Genomic DNA, 18680 nt, shown 5'->3' with positions numbered 1-18680 from the left:
CGCATTCAAGGCGCCCTGCGGCCGCTCGTCAATGCAGTGCTAGTGCTCAAACACCAGCCGCGCGCCGACGGTGCCGTCGAGGGCGCGGATCTGCTGGAGCAGCGCGCCTGAATCCTGGCCGCCGAGGTCGGCATCGAGCACGACGTAACCGAGGTCGCCGGAGGTCTCCAGATACTGCGCAGCGATGTTGATGTCGCGCTGGAGGAAGACCTCGTTGAGCCGGCGCAGCATGCCGGGCACGTTGCGATGGACGTGGCTGAAGCGCGCGCCGGAGGGACGCAGATGCAGCTGCACTTCCGGAAAATTCACCGCGCCCGTGGTCGATCCGGTGATGAAAAAGTCGACCAGCTTGCGCGCCACCTCGCCGCCGATGCGCTCCTGCGCCTCCTCGGTCGAGCCGCCGATATGCGGCGTGAGGATGACGTTGCCGAGGCCCTGCACCGGGCTGTTGAAGCGGTCCGAATTCGAGGACGGCTCGACCGGAAACACGTCGATGGCGGCACCCGCGAGATGGCCGTCGCGCAGAGCCCCCGCCAGTGCATCGAGATCGACGACGGTGCCGCGGCTGTTGTTGATCAGAAGGGAGCCGGGCTTCATCGCCCGCAGCTCCTTCTCGCCGATCATCCCTGATGTCTCCGGCGTCTCCGGCACGTGCAGGCTGACGACATCGCTCTGCGCGAGCAGCTCCTCCAGCTTCTCGACTGGCTCGGTGTTGCCGTGGCGGAGCTTGTCGGTGCGGTCGAAATAGATCACGCGCATGCCGATCGCCTCGGCCAGGGTCGAGAGCTGCGAGCCGATATTGCCGTAGCCGATGATGCCGAGGGTGCGGCCGCGCACCTCGCGGCTGCCGGTCGCCGACTTGTCCCAGCCGCCCTCATGGGCCGACACCGAGCGCGGGAAAATGCGCCGCAGCAGCATCACGATCTCGCCGATCACGAGCTCGGCGACGCTGCGCGTGTTGGAGAACGGCGCGTTGAACACCGGAATGCCGCGCTTGCGCGCCGCCAGCAGATCGACCTGGTTGGTGCCGACGCTGAAGCAGCCGACGGCGAGAAGCTGGTCGGCCGCTTCCAGGACCTGATCGGTGATCTGGGTGCGCGAGCGGATGCCGAGCAGCGACACGCCCTTGAGCGCCCGCCGCAAATCCTCGCCGTCCAGCGCCTTGGTCAGGCGCTCGACATTGGTGAAACCCGCCGTTCTGAACAGGTCCACGGCGCTGTCATTGACGCCTTCGAGCAGCAGCGCCTTCGCGCTCCGCTCAGGGCTTCGGCCTGGGACTGACATGAAATCTCCGTGGGTCACAGCTTCGCCGCAGCTCATAGACCGCGGGGGATGCGCAGCACAATAGGGTTCGGATACGGGGAGAAGATGGCGGAGCGGTCGTCAGATCACGTAAAACCCGTGCGTCCCGTCCAGACGCAATTGTTCGACCAGGCCATATTCCCAGTCGAGATAGGCCTGCATCGCGCGTTCGTCGACGCCGGTGCCTTCATAGGGGCGGCGGTAGCGGTGGGCGGGGTCGGGCTTGGGCAGGACGTGCGGCGGACCGATTTCGAGCGCGCCGTCATAGCCGCCCTCCCACACATAGACCTCCCAGCCCATCTGCGCGAGCCAGGACGCCGTCATGTCGGCGCGGACGCCCTTATCGTCGGTCAACACGATACGCGCGCCGCGCACCGGTGCGGCCATGTCGGTTTCCTGGACGAGCTGTCCGCCGGGATAGTGGCGAAAGCCCGGGAGATGGCCTGCGGCATATCCCTCGGCGTCACGCACGTCGAAGCGATAGAGCGTGCGATCGGTCTGCGCGACAAGCGCAGCCATCTCGCTCGCGCCGATATGGCGGACACCGGCGCGATAGGCGACGTCGCGCGCATTGGCCGGGCCGCCCTCGAACGACCCGATCGCGCCACGCCTGTTAGCACCATGGTCGAGCGTGTGCCGCGCCAACGTCCAGCCGATGGTGCCGTTGCGCAGCGCCCGGACCTTGTTCGGCACGCCGGCATTGATCAGCGATTGGGTGCCGATGATCGAGCGGGTGCGGCCGGCGCAATTGACGATGATGGTGGTGTCGGCATCGGGTGCCGCCTGTCCTGCCCGCAGCACCAGCTCCGCGCCGGGCACGCTGACCGAGCCCGGAATGTTCATGGTAGCATATTCGTCGAAGCGGCGGACGTCGAGGATGGCAATGTTGGCCTTGTCCGCGATGAGTTTTGCCACCTCGTCGGCACTGAACGAGGGCGTGTGCCTACGCGACTCGACCAGCTCGCCAAAGGCTTTGGAGTAGGAGTTGACGTCCTCGAACATTTGATAGCCCGCGTCGCGCCAGGCCTTCAGTCCGCCATCGAGCGCGCGGACGTTGGTATAGCCGAGCGCGGCCAGCCGCTCGGCACCCGCGGTGACGAGCCCTTCGCCGTCATCATAGAGCACGATCGGCACATTCTTGCGCGGCAGCCTGACGTCCGCTTCGATCGCAATCCGATCGGCAGCCATGTTGGCGGCGAACAGCGGATGTCCCGTCGCGAAACCAGCCTCGTGCCTGAGATCAAGCAACGCGATCTCCTCGCGGAGCAGCAGTGCACGGCGGATGTCGGCGGGAGTGACGGTGGTGATCTTCATGGCGTAAACCCTGACGAGGATTGGCCATGGGCTTTTGAACGATTGCAGAAGTGTTGGCTAGCCTTTGCGGCAGCCCGTTCATTCGCCGGGAACGAGCCGCCCGAGCCGTGGCTGCGCCAGCCGCCTCAGCTTTCGACGCGACAAATAAAGCAAAACGCCGGTGACCGCGAACAGCGGCATCAGCACAGCCGCGAGCATGAACGCGAGCTTGCCGGGCCAGCCCAGAAATGCGCCGCGGTGGATATCGAGCACGTTCGCGATGGTCTTCTCGCCGAGGGTCTTATCGGAATAACGCTCCGCAGACACGAATTGGCCTGTGATGGCATCGACGCGGAATTCGTCACGGGTGGTGTCGAGGGTCGAGTCTTTCCCCCAGGAGCGGATCCGTATCACCGTGCCCGGACCGGCGGGCAGCGTCAGCAACGCCTTGGAGAAACGGCCGCCCTCTTCGTGCAGGAAGGCGGCCCACGCGCGATCAAAGCCGATCGGCTGTGCCGTCTCGCTGACACCGGCAGCACGCGACGCCTTTGTGGGCATCTTGGGCTGCATCTTCGCCGCGGCGATCTGCGGGCGCGACAGCAACCAGACGACGCCATCCTTGTACCAGTCGAACGAGTACCAGAGCCCGGTGAACGTCATCACCAGATAGACCGGCAGGACCCAGGTGCCGATCACCGCATGCAGCGACCGATGCAGACCGCGGCCACTGAGCCCGAGATTCGGCTTCAGCCACATCTTCACGCTGCCTGCACGACGCGGCCAGCGCAGCACGAGGCCCGAGATCAGCATCACGATCAGGCCGAGCGCGGCCACGCCCGTGATCTGGCGCCCCCAGCCCTTGGCATCGCCGGGAATCAACAGCCAGCGATGAAGCTTGCGCACGGTCGCGAAAAACTCTTCGCCGTCCGGTGTGCCCAACACGCGCGCGTCATAGGGATCGACATAGAGCGAGGACGGCCGCGCGCCTCGTTCGTCGCGGGCGAAGCGCACATGCACCGCGGCGGACGGATCACTCGCCAGCGTCACGGCGGAGATTTTGCCGACGTCCTGCGCCGCAGTCAGGCGCGCAACCAGTTCGTCCGGCATCAGCGCCGGTGCCTGGCGCGGCGCGACCTGCATGATGCCGGCGTTGAGATGATCGACGATCTCGTCCTCAAAACTCATGATCGCACCGGTCAGTGCGATCACGGCGAGCAGCAGCGCCAGCACGAGGCCCGCGATGGAATGGACATGAAGCAGAGCGGCCTTGATCGCGCGCCAGGACTCACGCATCGGCGCGAGCCCTCCTGCTCGGCGCGATCATCCGAAGGGCGTCCCTGCGCGACATGCCCATCGCTAAAACTTCACCGTCGCCGACAGCGAGACCCGCCGCGCGTCGCCGAGGGCGACGTTCAGATTATTGACGGCGGAGGGATAGTAGACAGTGTCGAACAGGTTCTTGACGTTGAGCTGGTAGATCACCGGCGTGTTCTGGTATTTCATCTCATAGGTCGCGAAAATATCGGCGACCACATAAGAGGGCAGGAAGAAGGAGTTGATCGAATCGCCGGGACGATCACCGACATAACGCGCGCCGCCGCCGAGGCGGAGCTGACCCGGCAGGGCTGTGCCGAAGTCATAGACCAGATAGAGCGAGGCCGTGTTCAGCGCGACGTTCTGCAACTTCCTGCCGAGCAGCGTGATGTCCTCGGATGCCGTCACGCGGGCGTCGGTGTAGCCATAACTGCCGATCAAGGCCCAGCTATCGGTGATCCTGCCGGTGACGTCCAACTCGACACCGCGCGAATGGGCACGGCCCACGGTGTGGAGTTCTACCACGCCTGCGCTGTTCGTCTTCGTCGTCTGCACGTTCTTCTTGTCGAGATCGTAGAGCGCCAGCGTGCCGGAGATGCGCTTGTTCAAATCGAACTTGACGCCGGTCTCGTATGACACGCCTTCTTCCGGCGCGACGTTGGAGCCGATCGTGACGCCGATCGGCGCAATGGTCGAATTCGGCTTCAACGATTCAGTATAGCTCGCATAGAGCGATATCTGGTCGGTGAGCTTGAAAATGGCGCCGCCGAGCGGAAGCACCTTGTCCTGGGACACATTGGTGTTGGTGACAAACGGCTTCCCGCGCCCGGCGATCTGGTCGTAGTCCATGTAGCGCACGCCGCCGACCAAGGCGAACCGCTCTGTCAGATGCAACGTGTCCTGGACGAACATCGACCACTGGCCGAGCTTGTCGGTCTGCGCACTGTCGGGATTGGACACCGTCGTTCCCGGCCCGATCAGGCCGTAAACGGGATTGTAGACATTGAAGGCGGGCGTTATCTGCCGGATCAGATTGTCCCGGTAGATGGTGCGATACTGGCCGTCGCCACCGAACACCACATCATTGCGCATGTCGCCGAGCCAGAAGCCGCCTGAAATATAGGACGTTCCATAGCTGGCGTTGCTGAGCGAACCCTGCGTGCCGTCGTTGCTGCGGGTCTCGGCGCCTGTCGTGAAGTTGATGCCGGTGATACGAAGCTGGTTGGCGCTGAAGGTCTCGGTGTTGTAGCTGTAGCCGGCGTAGAGCTTCCAATCATGATTGAAACGGTGCTCGACCGACGCCTGGATCAGGTCCGACGTGCCCCACGTGTTATTGAAGGGCTCGTCGAGCCGGCGCGTCGTGGGAACTGCCAGCGGCGCCTTCGTCACCGGATTGAACGCCGTGCCGCGATCGAACGGATAGATGAACTCGCGATGCTCGTAGTTGAGCTGCACCGTGGTGTCCTGGCCATACCAGGCCAGTGACGGCGCAACCAGCATCTCGCGGTGGCGGCCGAAATTCCGCCAGTAATCCTCGCTGACGCTGTAGCCGATGAAGCGATAGGCGAGGCCTTGATCACCGATCGGACCGGTGATGTCGAGCAAGCCGTCGGCGCCGGTCTTGGAAGCACTGAAGGCCGAACCAAGCAGCGTAACCGAGCCGTGCTGGTACAGCTCCGGCCGCTTGCTGATCGTGTTGACGATGCCGCCGGGATCCATGATGCCGTAGAGCAGCGAGGCCGGCCCCTTCAGCACCTCGACGCTTTCGACTGCGGGATTGAAGCTGCGCCCCTGCACCAGCGGCATGCCGTTGCGCATGATCGAGCCGTCGCGGTTGTCGCCGAAGCCGCGGCGGATGACCGCGTCCTGGCTGCCGGCGAGCGTGTTGGTCTGGGTGATGCCGCTGACGTTGATCAGCGCGTCGTCGATGTTTCGCGGGAGCTGGTCCTTCAGCACCTGCTCGGGCACCACGTTGACGGCCTGCGACGTATCGAGCGGCGAAGCGCCGCTGCGCAGCGTGGTCGCGCTCGGCATCGCGCGGTAGCCGAGCTTGGCGGCCTGTTGCGCGGCGGCTTCCGCGGCCGCGCGCTCCGAGAGCGTCGGCGCTGCGGGTGCGGGATTGCGATTGCGCTGGCGCGCGGCGGTCTGAGCGCGGCGTGGGGACTGGTCCGATGCACGCGCCGCTTTCGGCCGCGGTGCCGGCGCCTCGACCGTCACCGGCGGCAGAGCCGATTGCGCTTGGGCGGCCGTCGCGCTGAAGGAAGGTGCGCCGAGCAGAACGGCTGCTCCAATGAGGAGGACTGCGCAGCTCGTGCCGGCAGGAGTTCGACGGCCGCTGACGCGCTGGCCATCCAGATGAGCACGCACTTTCGATTCACTTCCAAGTCAGACGCAGAAGCTGGCGCGTCTAACAGCCGTTGTTCGTGAAGAGAACCGCAAGCGGCCTTGAATCGCTCTAGTGTTGAATGGTTCTAGGCTTTGATCGCTATTCGACAATCCTCGATGGATTGCGCAGCGACCGCGACACGCAGCGCGCGAATTCGCGGCAACGTGTCGCGGCTTCCCGCGATCTCACGCGATCGCGGGAGCCATCAGCTCGTCGAGCTTGCGCTTGAGCGCGGTGCCGTCGGACAAGGCCCGGAGCGGCGGCCGCACGCGTAGCCAGCTCGCGTCGCCCGTCTGTGCCGCGAGGATGGCTTTCAGCGTCGTGAGGAAGGATGGTGATTTCACCACGATGTCCACGGCAGCCTGCATGCGTGCTTCGACATCCTTGCCGTCGATCATTGCCTTGACCAGCTCCGGCGCGATGTTGGCCATGCCGCAGATGGTGCCGGCACCGCCGGCGGCGATCGCGCGGGTGATGTCAACCTCGTTGCCGACGGTGATGGCGAGCTCGGGAGCGGCGGCACGGAACGCCTGGAACTGCTTGAAGTCGCCGCTAGAGTCTTTCAGGCCCGCAACGACCTTGCCGTAGCGCTTGCGCAAATTCGCGGCGACGCCGGTCGGGATCGCGACACCCGAGATCTGCGGGATATGATAGAGGTAGGCACGCAGGCGATCGTCGGCGACGCCGTCGAGGATCGCCGCAAAGGCATCCTCGATGCCTTCAGGGCTGACGCTTCGGTCGAAGTAAGGCGGCAGATACAGCACGTGACGCAGGCCGAGACCGAGCACGGCACGCGTCAATGCGATGCTGTCGCCGATCGCGGGGAAGCCGCCGCCGATTCCAATTCGGTCCGGCGCAACGCCGGCCTTGAGCACGGCTTCGATGGTCGCGACGCGTTCGGCGACATTGAACGAGGTGCCCTCGCCGGTGGTGCCGAACAGCACGACACCGTCGATGCCCTTACCGAAGAGTTGCTTGCCGTGGGCGGCGAGCTTGGCGGAGTCCACGCTGCCGTCCGTCGCCAGCGGCGTCGCCGAAGCCACCCAGAACCCGCGAATTGCCTCCGTCATCACACACCATCCGTTGCTGTGGCTTCGGACCAGGCGTCTGGTCTCGGACGATCAAACCAGAGCTTGGCAAGCCTTGTTTTTGCTTTACTTTCGGGCTTGTACCTTACATACAACAAAGGCGCAAATCCTTTCCGCCGTCATGGCGCGCATAACACGCAGCCAGATTCCGAGGAGGTCTCGCATGGACATGGTGACCCCGGTCGAGCGGCCCACCCAGTTGCTCGGCGCCTTGCGCGACAGCCTCGGCGCGGCCGCCGTGCTCGTTGGCCCGGACGTGCCCGCGCGCAATTGCAACGACTGGAGCGCGAGCCTGCCGCAAACGCCGCTCGCGGTGATCCGCCCGGTCGATGCGCAAGGCGTGGCCGACGCGATTCTGACCTGCCGGCAGGCGCATCTGCCGTTCGTGCCGCAGGGCGGATTGACTGGGCTGTGCCGCGGCGCATCGCCTGAAGCAGGCTGGGTCGCGATCTCGCTCGAGCGCATGAGCGGGATCGAGGAGATCGATCACGCCTCGATGACGATGACGGTGAAAGCAGGCACGCCGCTTCAGACGATCCAGATGGCAGCCGACGAAGCCGGCTTCTTCTTTCCGCTCGATCTCGGCTCGCGCGGCTCCTGCGCCATCGGCGGCAACCTCTCGACCAATGCCGGCGGCAATCGCGTGATCCGCTATGGCATGACGCGCGAACTGGTGCTCGGGCTCGAAGTCGTGCTGCCCGACGGCACCATCATCACTAGCCTCAACAAGCTGATGAAGAACAATGCCGGCTACGATCTGAAGCATCTGTTCATCGGCTCGGAAGGCACGCTCGGCATCATCACCCGCGTGGTGCTGCGGCTGTTTCCAAAACCGCGTTCGACCATGGCCGCGCTCTGCGCGCTCGAGGACTATGCCGCGGTGATCGCGCTGCTCGGCGCCGCGCGAAGCGGGCTCGGCCCGCTGCTGTCGGCGTTCGAGGTGATGTGGCCGGATTACTGGGACGTGATCACGTCGCGCGCAGGCGTCAAGCCGCCGGTCGCCGCAGGCCATGGCCTCTACGTGCTGGTGGAAGCGCAGGGCACCGACGAGAGCCTCGACGCACCGCGCTTCCAAAGCTGGCTCGAAGAGCTGATGGAGCGCGGGCTGCTCGCCGACGCCGCCGTGGCGCAATCGCTGGCGCAGACGCGAAGCTTCTGGCGCGTGCGCGACATCTGCGCCGAGTTCGGCCAGGTGTTGGGTCCGCACATCTCCTACGACATCGGCCTCGCCGTGGCGCGGATGGACGAGTTCGTCACGCGCTGCAAGGCGGCGCTGGCTGATGGCGTCGAGGGATGCGAAAGCGTCTATTACGGCCATATCGGCGACGGCAATCTGCATCTCGTCTCCTGGGTCACCGGCCTTGCCGTCGAGCAGCAGCCGAAGGAAGAGATGGACGCGATCATTTACGGTCTCGTGCGCGAGATGGGCGGCAGCGTCTCGGCCGAGCACGGCATCGGCACGTTGAAGAAGAAGTGGCTGGGTCATGCCCGCAGCGAGGCCGAGATCGCGCTGATGCGAACGCTGAAGGCCGCGCTCGATCCCGATCATCTGCTCAACCCCGGCAAGGTGATCTGAGAGAGCCAATGCGATCGCTGAAGCTCGATGCGCCGAAATCGCTGTCGCAGCGGGTGATGCAGCGGCTGCGCCAGGCCATCATCGACGGCGAGTTCGCGCTCGGCGCCGCCATCTCCGAGGAGATGGTGGCAAACTCCTTCGGCGTCAGCCGCACCCCGGTGCGCGAGGCGATGGGTCAGCTGCAGGCGCAGGGCCTCGTCGTGATCCGGCCGCAGGTCGGCAGTTTTGTCTTTACGCCAAGCGCGGAAGACATCACCGCGCTCTGCACGTTCAGGATCGCGCTGGAGCCCAAGGCCGCTGAGCTCGCCTTCCGCCATGATCGCGCCGGTGCGATCGCGACGATGAGCGAGGCGATCGCGGCGATGGAGCCGGCGATTGCAGCCAGGGACAACATCGCCTATGGCCGCGCCGATGCCGCTTTCCATGAGGCGCTGTTCGCCCATTGCGACAACCGCTATCTCGCCGAATCCTATCAGCTCGCATCTAGCCGCGTCGCGGCACTCCGCACCAATTTGACTTCGCCGATCGACGTGCGCACGCGCACGTCTTTCGACGAGCATCGCAAGCTGCTCGATCTGTTCGCCCGCGGCGAGTTTGCCGCCTTCGCGACGCTGATGACCACGCACGTCACCAATTCTGGCGTGGTCTACGCCAAAGCGCTGCAGGTCGATTGAGCGCTGCTACCGCGCATTTTTCGTGCCGGGCCTGTCCAGAAAATCCAGCGCGGTGTTGATCTGTTCGAGCTGGTGTTCGATTTTGTCGCGGTCCTCGGCCGTGGGCGCCTTCTCGAGCTGCTCAACCAGCTTCTGCTTTCGGAGCAGCAAGTTCTCTATGACTGTACTCACGGCTCCCCCATCCGCCAGGGGCGAACATCGAGGCAATATTACACCCCGGAGGCGAGCGCGCGCCAGCCGGGCCCAGCGCAACCCTGCATCAGAATGTTCGCGAGGGCAGTTGGTTCCTGCGCGTGACCCGAGAAGGTGCAGACAGCTGATGGCGGCGCTCGCGAACGGTTAACGCGGTCGCACGCCCGGGCTGCCGGTCGCGGAACCGGATCTTTCACCTGCCCGTCGGTTGTATTCGGAGGCCCGGAGTCCTATGCGTATGCGCCATGGACATCCAGATCATCGCCGCCGAAAAACCCCTGATGGCGCAGGCACGCCCGCACAAGCCGGCGCCGTTCCTGCCGATGAGTCGCGCCGAGATGGATGCGCTCGGCTGGGACGCTTGCGACATCGTGCTGGTGACGGGCGATGCCTATGTCGACCATCCCAGCTTCGGCATGGCCATCATCGGCCGGCTGCTGGAGGCGCAGGGCTTTCGGGTCGGCATCATCTCGCAGCCGGACTGGCATTCGGCCGAGCCGTTCAAGGCATTGGGCAAGCCAAAAGTCTTCTTCGGCGTCACCGGCGGCAACATGGATTCGATGGTGAACCGCTACACCGCGGATCGTCGCCTGCGCCATGACGATGCCTATACCGCGGGCGGCGAAGGTGGCAAGCGGCCGGACCGCTGCACCGTCGTCTACGCGCAGCGTTGCCGCGAGGCGTTCAAGGGCGTCCCGGTCGTACTCGGCGGCATCGAGGCCTCGCTGCGCCGGATCGCGCATTACGATTACTGGTCCGACAAGGTGCGCCGCTCGGTGCTGGCCGACGCCAAGGCGGACCTGCTGCTCTACGGCAATGCCGAGCGCGCCGTCGTCGAAGTGGCCAATCGTCTCGCCGCCGGCGAGGCGCCGCGCGAGCTCGACGACATCAGGGGCGTCGCGCTGTTCCGCCGCGTGCCCGACGATTACACCGAGCTGCACGCCGACGATATCGACTCCGCCGATGAGGGCGCTTCGCGCACGAAAGGCTTGACCGTGATCCGGCTGCCCGCTTTGGAGCAGGTCGAGCAGGACAAGGAAGCCTATGCGCGCGCGTCACGCGTGCTGCACCGGGAGAGCAATCCCGGCAATGCGCGGCCGCTGGTGCAGCGCCACGGCGATCGCGATCTCTGGCTCAACCCGCCGCCGATTCCGCTGACCAGCGAGGAGATGGACGCCGTCTACGATCTTCCTTACGCGCGCGCCCCGCATCCGTCCTACGTTGACGCGAAGATCCCGGCGTGGGACATGATCAAGTTCTCGGTGACGATCATGCGCGGCTGTTTTGGCGGCTGCACCTTCTGCTCGATCACCGAGCACGAGGGCCGCATCATCCAGAACCGGTCCGAGGGCTCGATCCTGCGCGAGATCGAGAAGATCCGCGACAAGACGCCGGGCTTCACCGGCGTGATCTCGGACATCGGCGGTCCCACCGCCAACATGTACCGGATGGCGTGCAAGGACCCGAAGGTCGAGGCCGCGTGCCGGCGGCCGTCCTGCGTCTTCCCCGAGATCTGCCCGAATCTCAACACCTCGCATGACGATCTGATCCGGCTCTATCGCAAGGTGCGCGAGACCAAGGGCATCAAGAAGGTGATGGTCGCCTCCGGCGTGCGCTACGACCTCGCGGTCGAGAGCCCCGAATACATCAAGGAGCTCGTCACCCATCACGTCGGCGGTTATCTCAAGATCGCGCCCGAACATACCGAGCGCGGGCCGCTCGACAAGATGATGAAGCCCGGCATCGGCGCCTACAACCAGTTCAAGCGGATGTTCGATGCCGCGGCCGAACAGGCCGGCAAGAAATACTATTTGATCCCGTATTTCATCGCGGCACATCCGGGCACGACCGACGAGGACATGATGAACCTGGCGCTATGGCTGAAGAAGAACCGCTACCGCGCGGATCAGGTGCAGACCTTCCTGCCCTCGCCGATGGCGACCGCGACGGCGATGTACCACACCGGCGTCAACCCACTGCGCGGCGTGCGGCGCGGTGGCAGCGACAAGGTCGAGGCGATCAAGGGCCTGCGCCAGCGTCGCTTGCACAAGGCGTTCCTGCGCTACCATGACCCCGACAATTGGCCGGTGCTGCGTGAAGCCCTGAAAGAGATGGGCCGCGCCGATCTGATCGGTTCGCGCCCCGACCAGCTGGTCCCCGCGCACCAGCCGCCCGGCACCGGCAAGGCCGCCGGCACGCGGCGGCCGGTTCGTCCAGACGGCAAGACGCAGCGGTTCACGACCAAGAATTTGCGGGTGATGAAGTAGCGGGCGAGCCGGATCAGGTCCGGTTCAGCTTCGCATTGTCGCCCTCAAAACAAAAACCTCGAAAACAACCCCATGCACAGTAGCCGGCATGAGCGGGATCAATGACTTAGGCGATTGCCGAATCCGTTGAATCCGCGGGGTGAGATAACGGAAAAACCGAAATTATGTTTTGACGAAATATTGACTCGTCGGGCAAAACAGGCGCAAGATGCCATTGTCGCGGCACGCGTGGCAGGGCGAGCCCCAACCGCTACTCCGTATCGATATCCTCGAGCTTCACACCGCGTCCCGCGCGGAGGCTCGAAGCAACCGTCCTCCGACTTGAATCCATTCAACACAGCAGGCGTCGATGCGCGCCCGGATGCGCTGGGGAGCGTAGTCGTAAACCCGATAGCTCGCGGGGTAGCCGGTGTCCGCTCTGTCCGCGAAACCGGACATAGCCAGTCCCGCCTTGTGAGTCAGCTAGGGGCCAACAGCGGTCATGACAGTGCTCTCTTAAAGGGGGGCGATCGCAGAGTACGGTGACTTCGCGTCGCTCCGCTCGGGATCCCTGGTCCCTCCGAAGCACAGGAGGAAATTGGACAGTAATCGCGGCGGCCTGGTAGTAGCGGTGATAGTCTCCGGCAGACCTCGGTGGAGAGCGCGGTCGAGCCGCATGCGCTACTCTCGTTTGTTCTCGCCAAGTGCATCCCCCAGACGCTCGAGTTCTAACGTGAAGCAGAACAGCGCGAACAGCGTAATCACCATCAACACCCCACGTCGGGCCATCAAGACCACGTCGGTATCGGGGCCGAGTTCGGGAAGGTGGCGAAACAGCACGATCGAGAACACAGCGCTGCCGAAGATGAAGTTCAGCCGGCCTAGGAACAGGAAGAGGTGGCTCAGGGACAGCCGTCCGCCTTTGAACGGGATCGCCACCTTCAAGAGGCGGTACCAGTAAGCCGCCTGCATAAGCATGAGAACAGCAAGGGTCAGATTGTCGTCATAGGGCGTATTGGCCGGCTGCTGACCAGGCGCGAGCACTAGCTCCCGGAAGGCCGGCAGGCCCTTCCATACGATGAAATCCGATCCGAACAATTGGACCGCCATCAAGAGCAGGTAGGTGAGCACACCGCGCCCCGCGGAAGAATGGGAAATCGGCTCTGCCAGGGGCTCAGGGATTTCCTCAGCTATGGAATCGGATGGTGTTTCTCCGCGCTTGATCAAGGGCGCCTTCCAACTGATTGGGTTTCGATTTCGGCCGATGCCTTCCGAATGAGCAATGCGAGTCCACTCCACCGTATCATCGCAGCGCGGCTCCCTGGCGCCTCGAGACGCCGCCCGTACCCTGCTGCTCGCCGACAAGGCGTGCCTGGATCATACTCATGACGGTCGTCACGTCGTCGAACGCTCGCGAATGAGCGCGTCCATGCAGGCGGGTCAAATCGAATAGCTCGACGCCCTCCCGCCGAAATTCAGCGGCATACGGCTCTTGGTCCGGATCGATGCCGCCGAGGCGGATTGCGCCTCCATGGAGAGACTTCGATAGCTTCAATGGGGCATCGTCCCGCGACACGAACAATGCGAAGCGTGGCCGTACCGCTCCCATGTCGTGCAATTGCGTACGGAAACTGTCGGCGTCTACGTCGGGCGCAACGAACAGCACGTTCTTGATCTTGGCCCCAATGCGGCCAGCTATCGCTCGCGCGCGCAAGGTTTCGAACGTGAGATAGCACCCCATCGAGTGACACAGGACGGTCACTTCCTTGACGTTCGGAGTAGCGGCGATCGCATCGAGCACTTGCGAAAATGCATCTCGAGACTGCGCCGCGCTCTCCGCATCCTCCTTGTAGGCTTCCAGGCTGACGGACCCCCGCGACGGCCAGGAGAACAGGACGGGAGCCCCCGGCGCTCCGGAATCATGAACGATCTGGGCGAACCGGTACACGGCTTCATCGAACCTGTTGTTGAAGCCATGGACGAATACAAGGACTCTTCCACGTGCTCGCGGCTTCTTTGCGGCCGCCGCCAGCGCAGCGCCAAATGCCGGTTTTTCGGCCGCTTCGGCCGAGACCGTCACGAAGTTTAGTCGTGGATCCCCGGGCGAGGAAGTCGGCCACTGAACCTGACCGACAGTGCGCGATGCGTCCGGCGGGATGGAAACGGCGATGGAGGCGTAGTTCACCTGGTCCGCCCGTTCGCTGTCGAACATCGCTGCATTTCCGGCAGCCGTTCGGTTGCGCGTCGTTGCCACCAGCAGCGGGACGACCGACACGCCTTCCGCTTCGACCTGTCCGACGGGTAGCAGCGTGTCCAGAGGCACGCGGCTGCAGGCGCAGCAGCACAGCGCCAAGACGATGAGGCCGAGGGTTGACCGGCAGATCTTCCCGGTTTCGCCATGGCTGAGGGGCGCGCGCCACAAGGGAGTCAGGCTCCTTTAGCCGAGCGGAACAGCAGAAAGTATCCTGCCGGCACGAAGAAGAGTGTCAGGACGGATGCGACGGCTAGTCCCGACATCATGAGCACCGCCATGGGCTGCCACAACGCGCCGCCGGCCAGTGCCATCGGTGCGAGCCCGAGCACCGTGGTGGCGGACGTCAGGAGGATCGGACGAAGCCGTTTTTCCGACGCAGCGACGAGGGCTTTCCGCAGCGGGAGCGTCTCGCGCTCGATGTCGATCTGATCGATCAGCACGATGGCGTTGTTGATGATGATCCCCGACAGGCTGATGATGCCCAGCGTGCCGAAGAACGAGAGCGGTTGTCCCGTCGCCAACAGCCCGAACGGAATGCCAATCAGGATCAGCGGTATGCTGACGAAGGTCAGGAGCGTACGACGGAAGGAGTTGAATTGCAGGATGATCGCCAGCACCATCACGGCGAGCGCGACGGGAAAGCCGGCGGCCAGCTTCTGGTTCGTCTCGGCGCTTTTCTGGATCTCGCCCCCCACGGTCACGTGATAGCCGCCGGTCATGTCCATCTCGTCGAGCCGGGGCTGGATCGATTCCAGTAGCTGCCCGGCCGTCAGGGAGGTGCTGCGGGCCGTGACCGTGATCGTCCGTTCCTGGTTCTTGCGGCGGATCCGCGCGAAGTCGAACCCGGGCTTCAGCCTGGCGACCTGCGCCAGCGAGATAAGCCCGCCGTTCTTCGCGAAGGTGGCGCTGGTGAGGCCTTCCAGGCTCTGCGAGGTGTAGGCGCCGGCGCGCAGTACGATGGGGATGGCGTTGTCGCCTTCGCGGTATATCGAGACCGCGGTGCCGCTGAAGTAGGTGTTCAGCAGTCGGGTCACTTCCTCCGAGGTCACCCCGAGCTGGCGGGCACGGTCCTGGTCGATCTCGACGACCACCTTGACGATCTTGTTGCCCCAATCGTCGTCGTTCTCGCGCACGTCCGGAGCCGCCTGCAGCAGGGATCGGACCCGTTCGCTGAAGCCAAGCAGCCGGTCCCCATCGGACCCCGAGATCTCGAGCTCCACGACGCCGGATTCCACCGCGCCCATGGCCAGCCGCTTGATTTTGAAGCTTGCCTCCGGATGGTTGGCGTAGAGATACTTCCAGGCGCGATCGGCCGCACGCACCGCGCCTTGATAGTCCGTGGTATTGACCAGGAAGAAAGCGGACGCCGGGTCCGGAGGGACGGGGGTCAAGGTGAGGTAGAACCTCGGGCCGCCATCTCCGACGTACAGGATCTGGCTGGAGATTTCAGGGTTGGCCGTTTTGTCGCCCAGCCATCGCTCGATCTCGCGCGCGCGAGCTTCGGTCTGCGAGATGTCGGTCCCGTCAGGCATGTTCATGTAGACCAGAAACTGGCTCCGTTCGCTGAGCGGAAACATCTCCTTTGGAATGCGTGGGAATTGTGTAAGCGCGATCACGACCAGCGCGACGCAACCGGCGAGGACGATGGGCGAGAAGCGCAAGGCCCGGCCGAGCGCGGTGGCATAGAGCCGCTGCAGCCGTGAGGGCGCGGCATCCTCCGTTCCGGAGCCGGCTCGCCGGCCGATGAGCCACACGGTCAAAGCGGGAAGGATGTACAGCGCCGTGATCCAGGATCCCCCAAGCGTGAGCGCCACCACGGCCGCGAGCGAGAACGCATACTCGCCGGACGCTCCGGACAGCAGCATGAGCGGCAAGAACGCCGCTATCGTAGTGATCGAAGAGATCAGGAGCGGCAGCGCATACTGTGCTCCGGACGCCAATCCGGCCTCCTCGGGAGGCACTCCGCGGCCGATCCGGCTCACGGTGTCCTCGACGATCACGACGCCATTGTCGACCAGCAGACCGAGCGCGATGATGATCGCCGCGATCGAGACCTGCTCAAGCGCGATCCCAAGAGCCCGCATCCCGATCAACGAGAACATCACGGCGAACGGCACGATCATCGCGGCGATGGTGCCCGCCCGCAGGCCCAAGAAGACCACCACCAGCACGGCCACCACGACGAAGGTCTGGGCCACGCTGGAGAGGGCCGAATTGACGGAGGCGCTGACCTGATCGGCCTGGTAGGTGGGGAAGGAGAGGGCGAAGCCGATCGGGAGCCGCTGCTCAAATTCGCGTGCCGCCGTACGGAGCTTGACACCGATCTGGGTGACATCCTGGTCCGGCTGCATGATCACGCTGAGGACTACAGCAGGACGGCCGTTGAAATAGATCGGCTTAACCTTTGGAGAGACGTAATCCCGGCGGACAGTGACGATGTCAGCGAGCCGGACCAGGCTGTCGGTGCTGCCCACACGGGTCAGCATGGTCTCGATCGCCCGCACGTTCGGGAAATCTCCGGAGGTCTCCAGCAGGAGGCGCGTGCCGTCCGCGTTGATGTTGCCGGACGGCAGCACCACGTTCTGCCCCTGTAGGTCCTTGATCAAAGCGTTCACCTGAACGCCGATCGCGGCCAACTTCCGGGTATCGAGTTCGAGCCAGACCCGTTCGTCCTGTACGCCGTGAAGCTCGACCTTGGAGATGCCGGCGATCTGGTACAGCTTCTTCCGGAAATCCTCGGCCGCATCCTTCAGCTCGCGCGGCGAAAAGCCTTCGCCCGTGATGGCGATGGTGGCGATCGCAACGTCGCCGAAGTCGCTGTTGACAAAGGGTCCAACGACGCCGTCGGGCAGTTCGACCTTAGCATCGGCCATCTTGTCGCGAAGCCGCTGCCAGGTGGCAGTGACGTTCGCGACCTCGTCCTTCAAGTCGACATAGATCGTCAGGGATCCTTCGCCCGCAAGCGTCCTGATGTCCTTGACCTCGGCGAGCTCGCGTACTTTTCGTTCGATGGGAATCGCGACTAGATTTTCCATCCGCTCGGGGGCCATGCCCGGGAAGAGGGCCGACACGACCGCAGTCCGGATGACGATCACGGGGTCTTCGCGCTTCGGGAAGTTCGGATAGAGCCCGATCCCGGCGATCAGAAGCCCGATCATGGCCATGATCGTGAATCGAGACCGTGCAAGTCCGAATCGGGTGAGGAGATTCACGGCGCGGCGTCCTCCAAGGGAAGCAGCTTCACCTTCTGTCCGTCGGCGAGGTACGACACCCCGGCCGAGGCCAGGATATCGCCTGGCTTGACGCCCTCCACGACGACCAGGCGATTGTCCCGGATCCCGCCGACGGTGATGGTGCGTTTCTTCACAGTCGAACTTGCCTCGTCGTAACCAAACACGGTCCCGGTATTCTGCAGCACCCTTCCGCCGTCGGGCACAAGCACGCTGAGCGGGACGAGGAAGCCGCTGCGACCCACGACCAAGGGCTCTTCGATCGTGACCTCGACCGACATGCCGGCGTTCAGACCCGGGGCGGTGTTCTCGAGCCGGACGACAACCGGGAAGGCCGACACTTGCTCCGCCTTCGACCCGAGCTCCTTGATCTCGCCCTTGAGCGGCAGGTCAGGCTTGTCGGCGACCTTGACCGCAATCTTGGCTCCAACCTTTAGATTCTGGAAAGTCGCGGCCGGGACCAGAAAGGACATCTCGAAGCTGTCGTCGCTGTAGAGCGTGGCCACCGGCTGCCCCGCAGCGACTTGCGCAAACGATTTGACTTCGACCCGGGAGATGGTCCCGGCGAAGGGGGCCAGCAGCTTGCTCCGGTCCAGGTTTTGGTTGGCCAATTCGAGTTGGCGCCGTGCCTGGTCAACTTGGGCCCTGGAGCTGAGCAGGGTGGCGTTCGACTGTTCGAAAGCCGCTTGGGTGGAGACGCCCCGCTTCAGGAGCTCTTCCTTGCGCTGGAAGTCCGACTGAGCGTTGTCGAGCTGCGCCTGCGCCTGCTGCACACCGGCGCTGGCCTGGTCCACCTGGCTCTGCAGCGATCTCGGGTCGATTTCGGCGAGGACGTCCCCGAGTTGCACCTTCTGGCCGACGGTGAGGCCAACGGTCTTCAACTGCCCGCCGATCTCGAACGAGAGGCTGCTGACGTCGGCCGGCTGCAGCACGCTCGGAAAGCGCCGAACACGGCTTTCGGCTGTCGCAGCGACCTTGTAGGCGCGCAGACCGCGGACAGGCTGTTCGTTCGCTTCCTTCTTCTTCTCTCCACAGCCCTGCAGGCCGACGACAAGGAGGCCCAAAGCGGTGAATCGCGCGAGATGTCGGATCATCGGGCATTCCTCGAGTCCTGCCGAATTCGAC

At 64.3% G+C, this 18680-nt stretch carries 13 protein-coding genes; 3 read left to right on the top strand and 10 right to left on the bottom strand.

The window, feature by feature from the left end:
• Positions 1–39: 39 nt before the first annotated feature.
• The 5 genes from serA to IVB42_RS21245 form a co-directional block, all read right to left on the bottom strand.
• Complete coding sequence (gene serA / locus IVB42_RS21265; protein WP_018453061.1) at positions 40–1284, bottom strand: phosphoglycerate dehydrogenase; 1245 nt, start codon at positions 1282–1284, stop codon at positions 40–42.
• A 99-nt stretch (positions 1285–1383) separates the two neighbouring features.
• The gene (locus IVB42_RS21260) at positions 1384–2616 is read right to left on the bottom strand and encodes a rhodanese-like domain-containing protein (RefSeq protein WP_018453060.1); all 1233 of its coding nucleotides are present in this window, start codon (positions 2614–2616) and stop codon (positions 1384–1386) included.
• A 78-nt stretch (positions 2617–2694) separates the two neighbouring features.
• Entirely contained in the window at positions 2695–3888 is a 1194-nt protein-coding gene (locus IVB42_RS21255; protein ID WP_018453059.1) for a PepSY-associated TM helix domain-containing protein, read from the bottom strand.
• A 63-nt stretch (positions 3889–3951) separates the two neighbouring features.
• Positions 3952–6276, bottom strand: a complete 2325-nt coding sequence (locus IVB42_RS21250; RefSeq protein WP_026232450.1) for a TonB-dependent siderophore receptor — start codon at positions 6274–6276, stop codon at positions 3952–3954.
• A gap of 204 nt (positions 6277–6480) precedes the next feature.
• Positions 6481–7365: a dihydrodipicolinate synthase family protein gene (locus IVB42_RS21245; RefSeq protein WP_018453057.1), complete on the bottom strand. Its 885-nt coding sequence runs from the start codon at positions 7363–7365 to the stop codon at positions 6481–6483.
• A gap of 181 nt (positions 7366–7546) precedes the next feature.
• Here IVB42_RS21245 and IVB42_RS21240 point away from each other — a divergent pair, with 181 nt between their 5' ends.
• On the top strand, positions 7547–8959 hold the full coding sequence (locus tag IVB42_RS21240; RefSeq protein ID WP_018453056.1) for an FAD-binding oxidoreductase: 1413 nt from the start codon (positions 7547–7549) through the stop codon (positions 8957–8959).
• An 8-nt stretch (positions 8960–8967) separates the two neighbouring features.
• Complete coding sequence (locus IVB42_RS21235) at positions 8968–9633, top strand: GntR family transcriptional regulator (protein ID WP_247369103.1); 666 nt, start codon at positions 8968–8970, stop codon at positions 9631–9633.
• A gap of 6 nt (positions 9634–9639) precedes the next feature.
• Here IVB42_RS21235 and IVB42_RS21230 read toward each other — a convergent pair whose 3' ends face one another.
• The gene (locus IVB42_RS21230; protein ID WP_162847272.1) at positions 9640–9804 is read right to left on the bottom strand and encodes a hypothetical protein; all 165 of its coding nucleotides are present in this window, start codon (positions 9802–9804) and stop codon (positions 9640–9642) included.
• A 266-nt stretch (positions 9805–10070) separates the two neighbouring features.
• Between IVB42_RS21230 and IVB42_RS21225 the strand changes: the two genes are divergently transcribed.
• Entirely contained in the window at positions 10071–12092 is a 2022-nt protein-coding gene (locus tag IVB42_RS21225; RefSeq protein WP_018453053.1) for a YgiQ family radical SAM protein, read from the top strand.
• A 660-nt stretch (positions 12093–12752) separates the two neighbouring features.
• On the opposite strand, the gene IVB42_RS21220 is transcribed toward IVB42_RS21225, so the two are convergent.
• The 4 genes from IVB42_RS21220 to IVB42_RS21205 all read right to left on the bottom strand — a co-directional run bounded on the left by IVB42_RS21220 (position 12753) and on the right by IVB42_RS21205 (position 18649).
• On the bottom strand, positions 12753–13298 hold the full coding sequence (locus IVB42_RS21220; protein WP_018453052.1) for a hypothetical protein: 546 nt from the start codon (positions 13296–13298) through the stop codon (positions 12753–12755).
• Positions 13299–13374: 76 nt separating this feature from the next.
• Positions 13375–14493, bottom strand: coding sequence for an alpha/beta fold hydrolase (locus IVB42_RS21215; RefSeq protein ID WP_018453051.1), 1119 nt, complete (start codon positions 14491–14493; stop codon positions 13375–13377).
• Between the two features lie 5 nt (positions 14494–14498).
• On the bottom strand, positions 14499–17537 hold the full coding sequence (locus IVB42_RS21210; protein WP_346659061.1) for an efflux RND transporter permease subunit: 3039 nt from the start codon (positions 17535–17537) through the stop codon (positions 14499–14501).
• A complete protein-coding gene (locus IVB42_RS21205) occupies positions 17534–18649 on the bottom strand; it encodes an efflux RND transporter periplasmic adaptor subunit (protein ID WP_247376290.1) in 1116 nt (371 codons plus the stop codon). Before IVB42_RS21205 ends, IVB42_RS21210 begins: the two co-directional genes overlap by 4 nt.
• Positions 18650–18680 lie beyond the last annotated feature (31 nt).

Origin of the sequence: Bradyrhizobium sp. 45, from assembly GCF_023073155.1 — a bacterium.
Taxonomy (GTDB): domain Bacteria; phylum Pseudomonadota; class Alphaproteobacteria; order Rhizobiales; family Xanthobacteraceae; genus Bradyrhizobium; species Bradyrhizobium canariense_D.
Note: the sequence above shows the minus strand (reverse complement) of the source record. Positions and strands in the feature narration are given on the sequence as shown.

Coding starts and splice junctions, on each gene's coding strand:
- serA (WP_018453061.1), bottom strand. CDS start 1,284: ATGTCAGTCCCAGGCCGAAGCCCTGAGCGGAGCGCGAAGGCGCTGCTG.
- IVB42_RS21260 (WP_018453060.1), bottom strand. CDS start 2,616: ATGAAGATCACCACCGTCACTCCCGCCGACATCCGCCGTGCACTGCTG.
- IVB42_RS21255 (WP_018453059.1), bottom strand. CDS start 3,888: ATGCGTGAGTCCTGGCGCGCGATCAAGGCCGCTCTGCTTCATGTCCAT.
- IVB42_RS21245 (WP_018453057.1), bottom strand. CDS start 7,365: ATGACGGAGGCAATTCGCGGGTTCTGGGTGGCTTCGGCGACGCCGCTG.
- IVB42_RS21240 (WP_018453056.1), top strand. CDS start 7,547: ATGGACATGGTGACCCCGGTCGAGCGGCCCACCCAGTTGCTCGGCGCC.
- IVB42_RS21235 (WP_247369103.1), top strand. CDS start 8,968: ATGCGATCGCTGAAGCTCGATGCGCCGAAATCGCTGTCGCAGCGGGTG.
- IVB42_RS21225 (WP_018453053.1), top strand. CDS start 10,071: ATGGACATCCAGATCATCGCCGCCGAAAAACCCCTGATGGCGCAGGCA.
- IVB42_RS21205 (WP_247376290.1), bottom strand. CDS start 18,649: ATGATCCGACATCTCGCGCGATTCACCGCTTTGGGCCTCCTTGTCGTC.